Annotated in this window: 16 protein-coding genes; all 16 read left to right on the top strand. The window is 65.7% G+C overall.

Annotation, left to right across the window (positions count from 1 at the left end; genetic code table 11):
* The 16 genes from ACOZBP_RS07780 (at position 1) to ACOZBP_RS07705 (ending at position 14,143) form a co-directional block, all read left to right on the top strand.
* Positions 1–2,031: a prohead protease/major capsid protein fusion protein gene (locus ACOZBP_RS07780; RefSeq protein ID WP_422675829.1), complete on the top strand. Its 2,031-nt coding sequence runs from the start codon at positions 1–3 to the stop codon at positions 2,029–2,031.
* Positions 2,032–2,100: 69 nt separating this feature from the next.
* The gene (locus tag ACOZBP_RS07775; protein ID WP_422675828.1) at positions 2,101–2,430 is read left to right on the top strand and encodes a capsid cement protein; all 330 of its coding nucleotides are present in this window, start codon (positions 2,101–2,103) and stop codon (positions 2,428–2,430) included.
* A gap of 21 nt (positions 2,431–2,451) precedes the next feature.
* Positions 2,452–2,778 (top strand): head-tail joining protein, encoded by a 327-nt coding sequence (locus ACOZBP_RS07770; protein WP_422675827.1) that lies wholly within the window; start codon positions 2,452–2,454, stop codon positions 2,776–2,778.
* Positions 2,775–3,497: a DUF6441 family protein gene (locus ACOZBP_RS07765; RefSeq protein ID WP_422675826.1), complete on the top strand. Its 723-nt coding sequence runs from the start codon at positions 2,775–2,777 to the stop codon at positions 3,495–3,497. The genes ACOZBP_RS07770 and ACOZBP_RS07765 overlap by 4 nt, the downstream gene beginning before the upstream one ends.
* Positions 3,490–3,954, top strand: coding sequence for a hypothetical protein (locus tag ACOZBP_RS07760; protein WP_422675825.1), 465 nt, complete (start codon positions 3,490–3,492; stop codon positions 3,952–3,954). The genes ACOZBP_RS07765 and ACOZBP_RS07760 overlap by 8 nt, the downstream gene beginning before the upstream one ends.
* An 11-nt stretch (positions 3,955–3,965) precedes the next feature.
* Positions 3,966–4,142 (top strand): hypothetical protein, encoded by a 177-nt coding sequence (locus ACOZBP_RS07755; protein WP_422675824.1) that lies wholly within the window; start codon positions 3,966–3,968, stop codon positions 4,140–4,142.
* 4 nt (positions 4,143–4,146) lie between these two features.
* Positions 4,147–5,112, top strand: coding sequence for a phage tail tube protein (locus ACOZBP_RS07750; protein ID WP_422675823.1), 966 nt, complete (start codon positions 4,147–4,149; stop codon positions 5,110–5,112).
* On the top strand, positions 5,109–5,579 hold the full coding sequence (locus tag ACOZBP_RS07745; protein WP_422675822.1) for a hypothetical protein: 471 nt from the start codon (positions 5,109–5,111) through the stop codon (positions 5,577–5,579). The genes ACOZBP_RS07750 and ACOZBP_RS07745 overlap by 4 nt, the downstream gene beginning before the upstream one ends.
* Before the next feature lie 203 nt (positions 5,580–5,782).
* On the top strand, positions 5,783–5,980 hold the full coding sequence (locus ACOZBP_RS07740; protein ID WP_422675821.1) for a hypothetical protein: 198 nt from the start codon (positions 5,783–5,785) through the stop codon (positions 5,978–5,980).
* Positions 5,973–8,300 carry a hypothetical protein gene (locus ACOZBP_RS07735; protein ID WP_422675820.1) on the top strand — a complete coding sequence of 776 codons (2,328 nt, stop codon included), beginning with the start codon at positions 5,973–5,975 and terminating at the stop codon, positions 8,298–8,300. The genes ACOZBP_RS07740 and ACOZBP_RS07735 overlap by 8 nt, the downstream gene beginning before the upstream one ends.
* A complete protein-coding gene (locus tag ACOZBP_RS07730; protein ID WP_422675819.1) occupies positions 8,300–8,962 on the top strand; it encodes a hypothetical protein in 663 nt (220 codons plus the stop codon). The genes ACOZBP_RS07735 and ACOZBP_RS07730 overlap by 1 nt, the downstream gene beginning before the upstream one ends.
* Positions 8,962–9,555: a hypothetical protein gene (locus ACOZBP_RS07725; protein WP_422675818.1), complete on the top strand. Its 594-nt coding sequence runs from the start codon at positions 8,962–8,964 to the stop codon at positions 9,553–9,555. Before ACOZBP_RS07730 ends, ACOZBP_RS07725 begins: the two co-directional genes overlap by 1 nt.
* Position 9,556: 1 nt before the next feature.
* Positions 9,557–9,949 carry a DUF6950 family protein gene (locus ACOZBP_RS07720; RefSeq protein WP_422675817.1) on the top strand — a complete coding sequence of 131 codons (393 nt, stop codon included), beginning with the start codon at positions 9,557–9,559 and terminating at the stop codon, positions 9,947–9,949.
* Complete coding sequence (locus ACOZBP_RS07715; protein WP_422675816.1) at positions 9,942–11,822, top strand: hypothetical protein; 1,881 nt, start codon at positions 9,942–9,944, stop codon at positions 11,820–11,822. The genes ACOZBP_RS07720 and ACOZBP_RS07715 overlap by 8 nt, the downstream gene beginning before the upstream one ends.
* Entirely contained in the window at positions 11,819–11,995 is a 177-nt protein-coding gene (locus ACOZBP_RS07710) for a hypothetical protein (RefSeq protein ID WP_422675815.1), read from the top strand. The genes ACOZBP_RS07715 and ACOZBP_RS07710 overlap by 4 nt, the downstream gene beginning before the upstream one ends.
* 30 nt (positions 11,996–12,025) lie before the next feature.
* Entirely contained in the window at positions 12,026–14,143 is a 2,118-nt protein-coding gene (locus ACOZBP_RS07705) for a hypothetical protein (protein WP_422675814.1), read from the top strand.
* The last annotated feature ends 11 nt before the right edge of the window (positions 14,144–14,154 follow it).

Raw genomic sequence — 14,154 nt, 5'->3', positions numbered from 1 at the left:
ATGCGGAACCGACTGCTGGGCAGCGCCGCTGTGCGCGCGCCAGAGACTGATGCCGGGACGCGCGCCGCGCCGCCCGGCCTGGACGGTCAGGTCCAGAGCCGGTTCGCCAGCTTTGCGCCGGGCACCTATGACGCCGCGACCCGAAGCGTCGAGGCTGTCTTCAGCACCGGCGCCCGCCGGAGGACTTGGTACGGCTTCGAAGAGCTCGAGGTTTCGCCGGCAGCGGTGAACCTGACCCGCGTCGAACTCGGTCAGGTTCGCGCGCTGGACCACCACAACCAGTATCAGATTGACGCCATCGTCGGCTCCGTCTCGGAAGCCCGCATCGACGGCGCTAATCTCGTCGGCAAGATCTACTTCGCCGACACCGACTTCGGCCGAAAGGTCGAGGGCATGGTCGCCCGCGGCGAGCTCACCGGCATCAGCGTCGGCTATACGATCGAGACCATCGAACGTGTGGGCGTCGAGGACGAACGTGACATCTGGCGGGTCACCCGCTGGACGCTGATGGAAGTCAGCTTTGTTGCCGTACCCGCAGACGCGAACGCCGGGGTGCGTTCTGCGGCCACTACCCCCGGAAACCCCCGCGACCTCGCCGACCCCTCCCAGGAGAACACACCTATGCGTACCCGTCTGATGGGCGGCGCGGCCGCCGCCGTGCTTGCCCCCAACACCGACGCCGCCCCTGGCGCGGACGCCACCCGCGCCGCGGCCCCGGCTCCCGCTGCGGCTCCTGCCGCTGCACTCGCCGCCCAACCGGTCTCCGGCGCCACTGCCGGCGTCGGCCTGACCGACGGTCTTCGTCTTCTGGAACAGGCCCGCACCTTCGGCGCGGATATCGAGACCCAGATCCGTGGTCTGGTGACCGATCCGAACCAAACAGTTGCCACGGTCGAGAGCGCCATTCTGGCCGCCGCCGCGCGCGCCCAGACTGCCCAGACTGCCGGACTTGCCGCCGGCCAAGCCGCTCGCTCGAGTGACGGTGATCGCGAGAACCAGGCGACCGGTATGGTCGATGCCCTGGTGTCGCGCATGACCCATGCTGCACCGACCGAGCAAGGTCGCCCGTTCCGCGGTCTGCGCATCGCCGACCTGATGGCCGAACGGAACGGCATTGCTTCCCGCAACGTCGACGAGATCATCGAACGTTCGGTGGGCATGCAGACCACGTCGGACTTCGCCCAACTGTTGGGCCAGGCCGCGAACCGCGTGCTGCTGGCGTCCTATCAGCAGGCCGAGCCTGTCTATCGCACCTTCTCGGCGCGCCGGAACTTCCAGGACTTCCGCCCGCACGCCATGCTGCGTATCGGTGAGTTCCCGCTGCTGAAGGAGGTTTCGCAGTCGGGCGAGATCAAACACGGCTCTATCCCTGACTCGGGCGAGAGCGTGGGCCTGAAGACCCGGGGTCTGAACCTGGCGCTGACCCGTCAGGCGATCATCAATGATGATCTGGGCGCTTTCGCCGACATGGCCAACGCTGCCGGCCGCGCCGCCGCCCGCACCGAGGACGCGGTTGCTTTCGAGGCCCTGCTCGCCAACAGCGGCAACGGCCTGAAGCTGTCCGATGGGAAGGCCTTCTTCCACGCCGACCACGGCAACCTCGCAGCGTCGGGCGGCGCCATCACCGAAGCGACCGCCGACGCGGCTCGCAAGGCGGTGCGTAGCCAGAAGGGGGTGGGCGACGAGATCCTGGGCTACGCGCCCAAGGTCCTGCTGGTCGGCCCGAACCAAGAGACGGCGGCCGAGAAGTTCGTCGCTGCGGTGACCCCCGCCAACCAGGCGGACTTCAACCCGTTTTCGGGCAAGTGGACGGTCGTTGTGTCGGCGCGCATCACCGACAATAGCTGGCGCGTGTTCACCGATCCGAACGAGCTGGCAGCCTTCGTCTATGGCTACCTGCGCGATGCCGAGGCTCCGGCGGTCAGCCAGCACGAGCCGTTCAACCAGGACGGCATCGTCTGGAAGGTCCTGCACGACTTCGCCTTCGGGCCTGTCGACTACCGCGCCGGCTTCAAGAACCCCGGCCAGTAACCCCCCCTCTGATCCCACGAAGCGGGGCGGCTTCGGCCGCCCTCGTCCCCTCTGCAAAGGAGCAGAACTATGAAGACCTTTGTCCAAGTCGGTGACGTCATCGACTTCATCGCACCGGCCGGCGGCGTTGTCTCCGGCCGCGGTTACGTCCACGGCGTCGCTTTCGCTGCTGCCGCCAGCTCCGCTGCTGAAGGCGAGATCTACGCCGGCGTCGTCGAGGGCGTGGTCAGCCTGCCCAAGGCCACGGGCGCAATCGGCGAAGGCGCTCTCGTCTACTGGGATGCCACGGCCGGCAACGCCACCACCACGGCAACCAGCAACAAGAAGATCGGATACGCGACCGTCGCTCGGGTGACGGGCGACACCTCGGTCGATGTGAAGCTGGTCCCGAGCATCTAGGCCCGACCCCAGGAGGCCGGTATGAACAACTTTTCCGGCCTCCTGGAAGGCCTCGACGTCGCCGTCGAAGATCATCTCTGCGACGACGCTGTCTATTATCCGCTCTCCCCGGACGACGATGACGGCCTGCCGGTCCGAGTGATGATCGACTATCCCCGCTCGGCGGATCGCATGACGGGCATGTCGTTCACTCGCGCGCGCCCGCTGATGCGCGTGGCGCGCTTCCGCGTTCCAGGCCTGAAAGAGGGTCACTACTTCCGCCACGGCACCGACATCTGGCAGGTGGCCGAGGCGCCTACCGCCGAAGACGACGGACGCTGGTGGGCATTTGAGGTTCAGCCGGGATGACCGTCGGCGCCCAGCTTCGCGCAGCGCTTTCCGGCAACTTCGAGAAGGAACTGTCCGACGGCCTTGCGCGGGTCCAGCGAGCCGTTCAGGCGGCGCTGTTCGAGTACGCCCAAGAGACCCAGACGAAGTGGCGGCAGGACGTCGCCCAGTCCGGCCTGAAGAACGCCCAGCGCCTGACCAAGACCATCAGGCTCCGCAAATACAAGAACCAGGGCCTTAACCCGGCGTCCCAGGTCTTCTCCACCTTCCCGATCCTTCAGCGCGCCTTCGAGCAGGCGACGGTGGTTCGGTCGAAACAAGGCTTCTTCCTTCCGATTCCCAACCCGGACGTCTGGCCCAGCGGCCGCGTGTCTCGCCCCAGCCGAAACGGCGGCCAGCGCTCCAACACCATCGCCATCGCGGAACAGCGCTTCGGGCCCCTTCAGTTCATCTATCGCCCCGGGAAGGCGTCCCTCCTGGTCGCCCAAGTGCGCGGCAGCGCCTCGCGCCCAGGCACCTTCCGCAAGGCTAGCGCCACAGCGCTGCGCACCGGCAACGGCCTGCAGACCATCGTCGTCTTCTTCCTCGTGAAGGAGGCCAAACTCCCCCGGATGCTACGCGGCAGCGTGATCCGGGACCGAGCTTCCCGCGGCGCCGCCTCTGCCGTGGACCGTCTCTTCATCCGGCACTTTGAAAGCGCCGGAACCACCCAACTGCTGACAGGTCCGACCGATGATTGAGACGGCCTATGAAGAGCTGGCCCTTCGCGTCTCCGAAGCCCTGAACGCCACGGAATTCCTGAGAGACCTGACGGACCTCAAGATTGATCCGTCGGCTCCCTTCACCCCCACTGGCGATGAGAAAACCCTAGTGACGGCGGCGTCTCTGGTGAAGCTGCGCACTAGTTCAGTCCGCCAGCTTCTTGGCGGCCCGGCGCCGCGCCACGTCGTCGAGCGGGAGTGCCGTCTGGAGATGGCGCTTGCTGGCCCCGACCGGCTGCTTCGCGCTTACCGGATCGACAGCGCCCTCAACCGTCTCGCTCTGCTCCCGTCCGTCTACCCGACCCTGTCGGGCAAGGCCGAGCGCCTCAACATCGGCGAGCAGACAGACGACGAGCTGGAGCCGAACGGGCTCGCCTTCTTCCTCACATTCACCATTCGCGTTCGTTCGGGCGATCCGCTCGGCCGCACGCCCTGACGGAGCCTGACATGACCGACAAGCCCGAACCCAAGGCCAAGCTGGTCTGGATCGTCACCAAGCGGAAGGGCCTCCACCAGGCCCCGTCTACGGCCGTCGAGACTGCCATCTCGAACGACAAGGGCCGTGTCGCCACCGACCGGGACCTCGAAATCGCTGGCGTCGCCAGCCCGACCAAGAAGGACTGACACCATGGCCACTGACGTCTGGTATGGCGGCGACTGCGAAACCCGCCTCGGCCTCCGGGCCAACCTCGATACGCCCCCCACGACCTGGCAGAACGTCGAGTTCCTGAGCCTGACCGTGACGCCGGCGCAGGAGTGGCGCGAGCGGACCAAGCTGGGCAACCCCGGCATCCGCAAGAACGTCCTGGACCCGACCCGGCCGCGTAAGGGCTTCTTCCGCCTGACGGGCGAGTTGGTGCTGGACGCCGACACCCGTCAGCTTCCGGTCTGGCTTCGAGCAGGCATGGGCGCGCCGGTCACGACCGCAGTCGATGACAAGTTCAGTCACCTGTTCGAGAGCGGCTCGAAGGCGGAGCAGTATTTCGATTTGGCCGTGAAAGTCGGCGCCAGTGACGTGCGCGTCTATGAGGGCCTGACGCTGTCGCAACTGTCGACGCAGTTCAACGGCGAGAACACCCAGGACTTCAACATCAACATCTCGCTCGGTGGTCTGCGTCGTAAGAAGCTGTCCGCGTTTCCGTCCGGCACCATCGAGCCGACTCCGCTTGAAGCGCCCGTCCTGCGCGCCCTGTTCGCCGTTGACGACGTGGTCGCAGCTAACATGCTGTCGGGTTCGTTCAGCTTCAGCCGGAACCTGCAAGACGGCATCTTCCTGAGCGCCACGCCGAGCGTGTCGAGCCTCCGTCCGAACGGCAATCAGCACTCGGGCTCGGCGACGTTCCGCGCCATCGGCGCGGTATACGACCAGATGGAAGAGGACGAGGACACATTCTCGGCCGCCTTCCGCCTGCTCGGCGTCGTGGACGATCACGAGATTATCCTGAAGCACCCGCAAGCGCTGCTCGCCGCCAGTCCCATGCCCATCACTGGGCCGGGCCAGATCGAGCGGACGTTGAACTGGTCGCCGTATCAGACGGCTGCAGCAGCGGCGGCCCAGATCGTGATCGTCAATGACACGGCGACCTATCCATGACGGTCAGGGTCGAGACCAAAACCGGCCCGGTTACGAAGTCTCTCCGCGCCCCCTACTCCGACGTCAAGGTCACGGTTCGCCGTCTCCGCACGCCGGAATGGGACAGCGCGCGTGAGGCCGCCCAGGCGCTCCTGCGCAACGACGCCAAGCTGCTACCCCTCCTGATCGAGCACGACCTGCTCCCTCCCGGTGGGGTGAAGGCCTGGCGCCGGCTGCGCGATCACGATCCGATGAAATACACCCAGTCGCTGATCGGTGTCGCAATGTGGCTCACGGCCGTCGAGGCGGCACTGGTCGGCGTCATAAGCTGGGAAGGTATCAACACGGCGGACGGCCAACCTGCGCCCGTCACGCGGGAGGTTCTCGAGGTGCTGTGCCTCGACGACGCGCTCAGCGGTCAGATCATGGACGTGCTGGGTGAGGCCGCCCGCCTGCTGATCATCGAGGGAAAGCCCTCAGGGGCTTAGCCGAGTGGCTCTTCGGAGCCCGTACCGACGGCGTAGGCCCCGAACACTGCAGAAACTGCGAGAAGATTGAGGCCCCATGCAGCCGTGGCTTCGCTGACGATAAGGGCCGGCGCTGTCCGCAAGTTGAAAACGCCTGCTCCACGGTCGAGGGGCTTAGGGTGTGGGACGCGGTTCGTCGTTCGGGCGGCTGGACCGGCGGCGGCATGACCCCGCGCCGCGTGGACCGGGTGAACATCCGGTCCCGCCTCGACGACATACCGACGTGGATTATCGAGACGATGCTCGACGACTTCGAGCCAGCCGCGCTCGCCGCCCTGGCTGCGGTCGAGAATAAGCGCAGCAAAGACAAGACCCCGCCGGCCCGGCCTCAGAAACCGCCAGAGGAACCCCCTGATGACTGACACCACAGCAGGGCGCGGCGGCGTCGGCATCCGCCTATTCGTCCAGGGCGGCGAAGTCGTTCGTCGCACCTTTGATCAGGTGGGTGACAGCGGCCGCAAGATGTGGTCCGAGATCGCCTTGGGCGAGCGGTCTGCCAACCCCGCCATCCGCGCTCTGTCCGTCGGCGCCAATGAAGCAAAGGCCGGATTCCAGGGGCTCGCCTCCCGCGCCGGCTCAGTCGGGGCAGCGCTTGGCGTCTTCGGTGTCGCGGGGCTCGCCGCAGCGGCCGCTCTCGGTGCATTGGCTATCGCTGTCACGAGCGCCTTCGCGGCCATGGGCAACGCTGCAGAACTCACCGACACGGCTGACCGGATCGGCCTAGGTGTCGAGGCATTGCAGGAGTGGCGCTACGTCGCTGACGAGGCGGGCGTGGACACCGCTAAGCTCGAAGCTGGGATGGAGAAGCTGAACGGCGTCCTGGGCAAGTTCAAGATGGGCATCGGCGACGGCAAGCTGAAGCCGGTCTTCGAGGAGCTGGGTATCACCAAGGCCGATTTGGACAACGTCACCTCGGCCGACCAACTGCTCACCCTGCTCGCCGATACCCTCGGCCAGGTCGGGGATCGCGCCAAGCAGGTCTCGATGGCTCGGGCCCTGGGCATCGAAGAGTTGCTGCCGATCCTTCGTATGGGCTCGGAGGAGATCAAGCAGTTCAAGGACGAGGCCAGCGAGCTCGGCTTCGTCATGGGAAGCGAAACGGTAGCCGAGCTGGACAAGGCCGACCGGGCCATGGAGCGAGCCGGCCAGCAGTTCCGCGTCATCAAAGATACGACCCTAGCCCCCTTGGCCTCGATGTTCTCCGAACTCACCGCCGAGATCGCAAGCAGTTCCGTCGAGATCTCACAGATGACAGGACAGCTTCCAGCGTGGCAGCGCGCGATGGCCCAGTTTGCTCAATGGGTTCCTGGACTCGGCGGCGCAGTGCGCAACCTGGCGAAGCATACGAAGGGCGCCTTAACGCCCAACCAAGACGCCTTTGTTCCGTTCAACATGAGGGACCTGGACATTGAAGGCGTTCTAGCCGCTCCCAGAAGCGGTTTCGAATTGAACGGCCACACCCGCTCCGGTGGGAGCAGCGGAGCCAGTGCAGCCGCTGCGGCGGCGCGCACGCGGGAGCGCGAAGAGGAACAGCGCCGCCAACGTCAGGAGCGTGCAGATCAGCAGATTGAGCGCGCTGACGACGCCATCGCGAAGAGCTACGACAAGGGCTTCCTCTCCATCGACGGGCGCGCGACCTACGAGGTTGCGGACCTGGAGCGTGAGCGCGCTACGCGCCTCCGTGAGATCGCCCGGGCGGAAGAGGAATACATTCGATCCAAGGGTTTGCGTGGCCTGACCGAGGCCGAGGGTGAACAGCTCCGTTTCAAGCAAACCGAACTGACCGAGCAGAAGGCCGCTGTCGTCGAATGGGAACGGCGCCGTGACATCGCGGCGCGACACCTGAAGGACGACGAGGACACTGCCCGCGCCTCCATCGAACTCCTCGATATCGACGCGCAGATGGTCAGAACCAACCGCGAGCGGGTTCGCATCGAGCGCGAGATCCTGTTGGCCACAATCGAGATCGCTCGGAAGCGGAAGCAGGCCGAGCTCGATAATGATCCGGAGTTGACCGACGAGGAACGTAGGGGCCGCATGGGCACGTTCGAGCGGTCGGCTGGACGGCAGGTCGATCTATTTGATGATCGCGAAAGCGAACGTCTGCGCCAGCAGTTCAAGGGATATGGGCGCGAGGTGGTCGATGCCATCCAGCAGGGTCGCATCGGCGAGTACATCGGCGACAAACTGAAAGAGCGCCTCATGGACGGCGCTCTAGATCAGCTCTTCGGCCTGTTCAAAATGGGCGGGGGTGGTTCGGACGGTGGTGGCGGAGGCTGGATGCAGACGGCTTTCAAGTTCGCATCGTCAATGTTTGGCGGCCCGCGCGCCGCCGGCGGCGGTACCGAAGCGGGCAGATTTTATACTACCGTCGAGCATGGCCGCCCCGAACTCATGATGATCGGCGGCAACGGCCACGTAACTAGCGCCGCAGAGACCGTCCGGATGCTTCAGGATAGCCTGGGTCATCGCCGCGGCGGGGCTGCGGCAGCCGCGCCTGTCGTGCACGAGCATCACTGGCACAACGATTTTAAGGGTGCCGTGATGACCCAGCAGCTCGTTGACGGCCTGAATGCCAAGGTGGCGCAATCTGAAGGCCGGGCTGTCGCCAAATCCTTAGCCGCCACCCGCAGAAATGCGCCGGCCGTTCAAAGGCAGCAGCAGCGGATGGGGACGCCCTGATGGACATCTACCCATTTGATCTGCTGCCTCCTGCAACCGAACGCTGGCGTTTGTCATCTGTCGCTCTGAGTGGTGGGGTCTCGCCCACCCGCGCGCCGACCCTCTCCCGCACCGATGGCGGGGGATTCTGGATGTGCTGGATGAACGAGATCGAGCTGATCACACGACCGCAGATCAAGGCAGCGCGAGCACTAGAGGCGAGCCTGGACGGTGGCGTTACATCCATCATCGTGCCCGCCTTCGACTGGGTATTTTCTCCCGAGACGGTGGCTCATGCCGACGGCTCCCCTTTTGAGGACGGCAGCCTTTATCTATCCAGCCCAGTAGCAGCGACCGTCACGGCTCCGGCGGCGCTGCGCGCCACGATTCTCCAAGCCATGTTCGTAGGCGGCGGCCCTCTTGAGGCAGGGGAACGCTTCTCGATCATCCATCCGACGAAGGGCAAGCGTCTCTATACGATCGCACGGATCCGAGACCGAGTAGCTGACACCTACACGCTGGAGATCCGCCCGCCCCTCCGCGAAGCCGTTCTGGCTGGCGCGGAGGTCGATGTTTCGACGCCGGGATGCGTGATGCGTCTCGGCAACCCCGATGACTTCCTGGGCGCCATCGATGCCCTGCATGAGAGCGTGGCGAACGCGATCTGGGTGGAGGCTCCCTGATGCTTCCAGAACAGGCCGCGATCATGGCGGCGGCGGGCGCGCCGCGCTGGTCAGTGTTCTTCCGCATGGAATGCAAGTCGTCGGTGGTACGCGCTTGGATGGGGTTCGGCGACTTCGCCGTCCCATCCGATGATGTGGACTTGACCGGCGGGACCTATCTCGGCGTCGGCCTGGTCGGTGAAGTGCCGGCGCTGCGCCAGCTGGTCGGCGGCGTCGCGGAGCGCATCGAGTTCACGCTCAATGGCGCCGATGAAACGACCTTCCGCCTTGCTGACGATCAGGTCGAGGAGGCGCGAGGGGCGCCGGTACACGTCGGGATCATCTTCTTCGATGAGGAATGGCAGGCGGTCGCCCCCATCGCGTGGCTGTGGGAGGGCACGGCTGACGTACCTGCTGTGGATCGCGATGGATCAGGTGGTCAGGTCAATCGCAAGGTCAGCCTGTCGGTCGGCTCTGCCTTCACTGATCGCACCCGTCCGCAGCTCGGCTTCTATACCGACAAGGATCAACGACGCCGCAGCCCCGATGACGCCTTCTGCGCGCGGGTAGCGTCCTACAGCGTCGACAGCACCATCGTCTGGCCTGGCAACTAGAATGCTGGACGCCTTTGTGGAACGCATGGCCGCCACGCCCTTCGTGGACGGCAGCTCGGACTGCGCCCTGACAGTCGCCGACTGGGTGATGGTCGCCACCGGATGTCCCGATCCGGCCGCTGATTTGCGCGGGCGATACACCACAGCGCTGGGGCGAGAGCGCCTGTTGAAGCGTCGCTTCGGCCTTCATGCGGTGATGGCTGGGTGCGCCATCAAGGCGGGCCTGCGTCCGACCACGAACCCGGTTCGCGGTGACGTCGGCACGATCCGGCATGGCCGTCAGGCGCTCGCCGCCATCTGTCTGGGTGAGCGGTGGGCTGTGAAGTCCAGTCGGGGGATCGACGCCTTGAATCCTGACGAGATCATATTCGCCTGGAGGGTGCCGCATGGCTGACCCGATCTCGGCTGCTGCTGCCGCCGTCGCTAACTGGGTGGCGACCACGGTCTTCGCAAGCGCAGGCGCCGCCAGCATCACGACGGCGGCGACCCTGGCGAACGTGGCCTACATCACAGCCTATGCCGTCACCTATGTCGGGCTGACCGCTGGCGTGACCATGGGGCTGACCGCTATTGCCCGGTCTTCGGTCCCGGACCCCGAGGGCCAGAAGATTACCCGAAAGCAAACCCGGCCGCCACGCGTCCGCGCCGTGGGCTGGGACAGCCGCATGTCCGGCCCCTACATGCTGCGCGAGACGATGGGGAACAAGTATGGCGCCGTCATCGCCCTGTGTGACGACCGTCTGGCTGCGATCAGCCGCGTCTATCTCAACGACGACCAGGTGACGCGGAGTGGCGCTGGCTGGATCCAGGGTATGGCGGGCGAGAGATACGGCAGCGGCGACCTCGTGAACGTCTCGCTGCGCATGGGTAACCCGGCCGAGACGCGTCACACCAATCTCGACCCCACCTTCAGCGGATATTGGCCCGCCAATGCTCGCGGCGACGGGGTCGCTTCGCTGGCGCTCTTTGCGCAACACCGCTCGAAGGAAAGCTTCCCTCGCCACTTCCCCAACGGCGAGCCCATCCCTTCCGTCGTCGGTCGGCCGGTCTGCTTTGACTGGCGTGATCCGACGCAAAGCCGCGTGAACGAGGCGACGTGGAAGGCCAGCGCCAACCCCATTGTCTGGCTGGTGCACGTCGAGTGGACCCGCTTCGGGCGGTCGTGGGACCGCTGCATCGCTCCGGTCCTCGCTGAACTGACCGCAGAGGCCGACTATTGCGACGGCGCCGTGTCACTCAAAGCAGGCGGGACAGAGCCTCGCTATCGCCTCGCCGGCAACTATCCGGTCAATACCGAGCCGGCGGCCGTCCGCGAAGCCATTCTCGCCAGCATGGACGGCTGGCTGTCCGTCAACGGCAAGGGCCACTTGATCCTGAAGGCTGGGCGCTATGAAGAACCGACCTTCATCCTGACCGGCGAGCATATCGATGGTTATAGCTGGCGGGCATTCCAAACCGATGAGGAGTCGATCAACGAGCTGATCGTGTCCTACGTCTCGCCCGATCACGACTTCACCGAGATCGAAGCGGGAGCGTGGCGCGACGAAAGCGACATCAGCGACACAGGCCGTCTCCGGTCCGAGCCGCTCGGCCTGACCTGGGTGTTTTCTCGCGCCCAGTCGATGCGTCTTGCCAAGCGCAAGATGACGCGGCTGAACGCCCCGCGTCGGGGCCAGATCAGGACCGGCATCTTCGGTCTGAACGGCTTGGGAGAGCGTTACATCCGGGTCCAGAACCCCGAACTGGTCAGCATGGCCGACGTGGTCTGCGAGGTGATGAACGTCGAAATCGACTTCGCCGCATCGCAGGTCGTGTTCGACGTAATCCAGGCCGACGTGAACATCGACGACTGGAACCCTGAGGAAGAAGAAGGCGAGCAGCCCGATCCCATCGAGCGGCCTGAGCCCACGCCTTCTGATCAGGAGGCCGCGCGCACGATCAAGAGCCCCTCGGTCCAATATCCGATCACATCTGACGCCGGGACGATCTCAGTTGCTGCTTTCACGGCCGTTGGACCGGACGGCGCGGTCATCAGCTTCCCTGCCGCTACGATTTCCGGCCTCAATGAGCTGACCCGCTACGGCGTCTTCTGGAAGCCAGGCGCCGGTTATGAGGTTGAGGAATATCCCGCTCCCGACCGTATGGCGACGGGCTCCTGGTTCTTCCTCGGCTGGACCTCGACATCCGACGTCGGCGGCTCCTTCCCAAGCAACCCGACGCCGCCCGGCGGCTGGGGCGGCAACAATGAGATGGAGGTGGTGCAGTGAACGAGCGGCGCATCTTTCTGATCATCCGCACGGCGGAGGACGGCCTGACCGTCACCGTCACACCGGTCCAGCCTGCCGAACAACCGGACGCCGTAGCGGTCATTCGCACCGTTGGCGACGTCGCGGTTGAAACCACCCTGCACTTCCCCGGCGCCGTCATCCGTCAGGACTGACGCGCTTCTCCAACAATCCAAGGTGAACCCATGGCCGACGCCGCGTCGATCAAGGCCGAGTTGCGCTCTGCCTTCAGGGATTTCGAGGTCTCGGGCATTCCGGCTTCCGGCGCCCATAAACCTGTGAAGACGGCCGTCCGCGCCGCGCTTGAAGGCACTGTCGACTACATCGACGGAGTCGCGTCAGGCACCGCAGCAAGCATCGAGGCTATCGTCGCGGGGCCGCTGTCAGAACTCGACGGCCGGATTGACGATCTCGCCACCTCGGTCACCGCCAGCCGGCGAGTTTACGCCACGGTGACCGAGCGCGATACCTGGACCGACAGGCCGACCGGGGCTCTGGCCTACGTCGAGGCCACGGAAACCTCCTACCGCTGGGACGGGTCAGCGTGGTTGGCGTTTTCCGATCCGACCCTTGAGGCGGCGGCGCGCGCTCTGGCCTCGGCGGAAAGCGCACAACAGAGCGTCGATGGCCGCGCCCGGGTCACGCAGGTCCCCGGGCGGGCCATGCCCAGCGCCGACGTGGCCTATGAGGTCGTCAACGCGGCGGGCGAGCAGGTCTTCGCCATCATGCGGACCGGCGAGGTCGTGCAGACGGGCAAGCCGATCATGGAGGGCGGCTTCCGCTTCGCCACGGCGGAGGGCGCCCTGATCGCCGGCCGGAACCCCCATGGTGTCGATCCCGAGGCCGAGGCTTACGACGCCTGGGTGAAGGGCGGCCAAGCCTATCTCTATGCGCTTGGCTCAGTCTATCAACTGACGGCGGGCTCGACGTACAGCTACGTCAAAGCGGATGTGCGCGGCGGACTGCTGAGCCTTGTGCGCTCTGACGATGAACGGATCACGACCCCGCTGGCCGGCGGCTATCCGGCCGCGTTCGCCTCCGCGAAGGCCGTCGAATATTCCGACCAGTACGGGCAATCGAACGGAGCGGGCAACGCCGCGACGGTCAAGACGACGGCGAACCCTCACGCGCGGTTCCTGATGTTCGGCGCCGGGCAGCGGGCGTTCGGCCAGGCCATCGGCGTGGGCCAGTTGCGCACCGATCCCCTGGTCGTCAGCGCCGACGCCATTCAGGACCTTGTTCCCGGCCATGAAGCCGCAGCGCCGGGCGCTGGCGAAACCTCCAGCTCCGGCTTCGCCCGGGTGCTGCTGGCGGGCTCAACCTCTCTAGCCACGTCCGTCCTGCTGACCACGACCTCGGCCGTAGGGTCCGCCAACATGGGCATGCTGCGCCCCAATGCGACCGAGGCGCCGTCCGGGATCAACACGGCCGGTTCGCCGTGGCGCAATCTCGTCGCCAAGGTCCGCCGGGCGGCGCTGTTCGCCCGACTGCAAGGCAAGGCCTTCGTGGCGGGTCCGCTGCGCTACAATCAGGGTGAAGGCAACTACGCGGACACCAAGGCCAACTTCCTCAACGGCCTGATCTCGCTGCGCGACGGCTGGTCGGCCCTGGCGCTTGAATGGAACGCGCTCAGGACCGCGGGCGGTCATGTCGGCAAGGCTCCGCTGATCACCACGCAGATGGTCAACGGCAACAAGTATGGGGCGATCACCTCGCAAGTGCCGTGGGCCCAGCTGCAGATCAATCTGGACGATCCGACGACGGCGCTGTGCTGCGGTCCTATGTATGACCAGGCCCACGCGGCGGATGGCGTTCACCTGTCGGCGCTGGGGCAGGAAATGCAGGGCGCGCGGCAGGCTGTGGCCTACGGCGAGTGGCTGAAGGGCAACCTCTGGCGGCCGCTGTGCGTGCGCAAGGATATAGGCTTCGCACCGTCGAGGTCAGGCGCGACAGTAACGCTAAAACTGTGGAACCACTTCAATCTGCCGCTGACCTTCGACACCGCGACGATCACCGGACTTGGCGCCGATCAGGGCTTCCGCTGGTTCGATAACGGCGACGGCAACAGCGTGACCGTGACCAATGCGGTCATTACCGACAGCACGACCGTCACCCTGACCCTGTCGGCGGTCCCGACCGGAACCGGTGGCGCGATCGACGTGGCCATGAACGGAACCAGCCTTGGCAACGCCGGGCCGACGACAGGCAACCGCTCAACCCTGCGGACCAACGGCAGCGGCGTGTCCGTCGACGGCCGCCCCGTCGAACACTTCATCTGCATCGACCGCGTTCCGGTCGCCTGAACCTAGGAGGG

Source organism: Brevundimonas sp. NPDC058933 (assembly GCF_049315965.1).
Lineage (GTDB): Bacteria > Pseudomonadota > Alphaproteobacteria > Caulobacterales > Caulobacteraceae > Brevundimonas.
Note: the sequence above shows the minus strand (reverse complement) of the source record. Positions and strands in the feature narration are given on the sequence as shown.

Excerpts from the sequence above, each read along its gene's own strand:
- ACOZBP_RS07780 (WP_422675829.1), top strand. The coding sequence starts at position 1 with ATGCGGAACCGACTGCTGGGCAGCGCCGCTGTGCGCGCGCCAGAGACT.
- ACOZBP_RS07775 (WP_422675828.1), top strand. The coding sequence starts at position 2,101 with ATGAAGACCTTTGTCCAAGTCGGTGACGTCATCGACTTCATCGCACCG.
- ACOZBP_RS07770 (WP_422675827.1), top strand. The coding sequence starts at position 2,452 with ATGAACAACTTTTCCGGCCTCCTGGAAGGCCTCGACGTCGCCGTCGAA.
- ACOZBP_RS07765 (WP_422675826.1), top strand. The coding sequence starts at position 2,775 with ATGACCGTCGGCGCCCAGCTTCGCGCAGCGCTTTCCGGCAACTTCGAG.
- ACOZBP_RS07760 (WP_422675825.1), top strand. The coding sequence starts at position 3,490 with ATGATTGAGACGGCCTATGAAGAGCTGGCCCTTCGCGTCTCCGAAGCC.
- ACOZBP_RS07755 (WP_422675824.1), top strand. The coding sequence starts at position 3,966 with ATGACCGACAAGCCCGAACCCAAGGCCAAGCTGGTCTGGATCGTCACC.
- ACOZBP_RS07750 (WP_422675823.1), top strand. The coding sequence starts at position 4,147 with ATGGCCACTGACGTCTGGTATGGCGGCGACTGCGAAACCCGCCTCGGC.
- ACOZBP_RS07745 (WP_422675822.1), top strand. The coding sequence starts at position 5,109 with ATGACGGTCAGGGTCGAGACCAAAACCGGCCCGGTTACGAAGTCTCTC.
- ACOZBP_RS07740 (WP_422675821.1), top strand. The coding sequence starts at position 5,783 with ATGACCCCGCGCCGCGTGGACCGGGTGAACATCCGGTCCCGCCTCGAC.
- ACOZBP_RS07735 (WP_422675820.1), top strand. The coding sequence starts at position 5,973 with ATGACTGACACCACAGCAGGGCGCGGCGGCGTCGGCATCCGCCTATTC.
- ACOZBP_RS07730 (WP_422675819.1), top strand. The coding sequence starts at position 8,300 with ATGGACATCTACCCATTTGATCTGCTGCCTCCTGCAACCGAACGCTGG.
- ACOZBP_RS07725 (WP_422675818.1), top strand. The coding sequence starts at position 8,962 with ATGCTTCCAGAACAGGCCGCGATCATGGCGGCGGCGGGCGCGCCGCGC.
- ACOZBP_RS07720 (WP_422675817.1), top strand. The coding sequence starts at position 9,557 with ATGCTGGACGCCTTTGTGGAACGCATGGCCGCCACGCCCTTCGTGGAC.
- ACOZBP_RS07715 (WP_422675816.1), top strand. The coding sequence starts at position 9,942 with ATGGCTGACCCGATCTCGGCTGCTGCTGCCGCCGTCGCTAACTGGGTG.
- ACOZBP_RS07705 (WP_422675814.1), top strand. The coding sequence starts at position 12,026 with ATGGCCGACGCCGCGTCGATCAAGGCCGAGTTGCGCTCTGCCTTCAGG.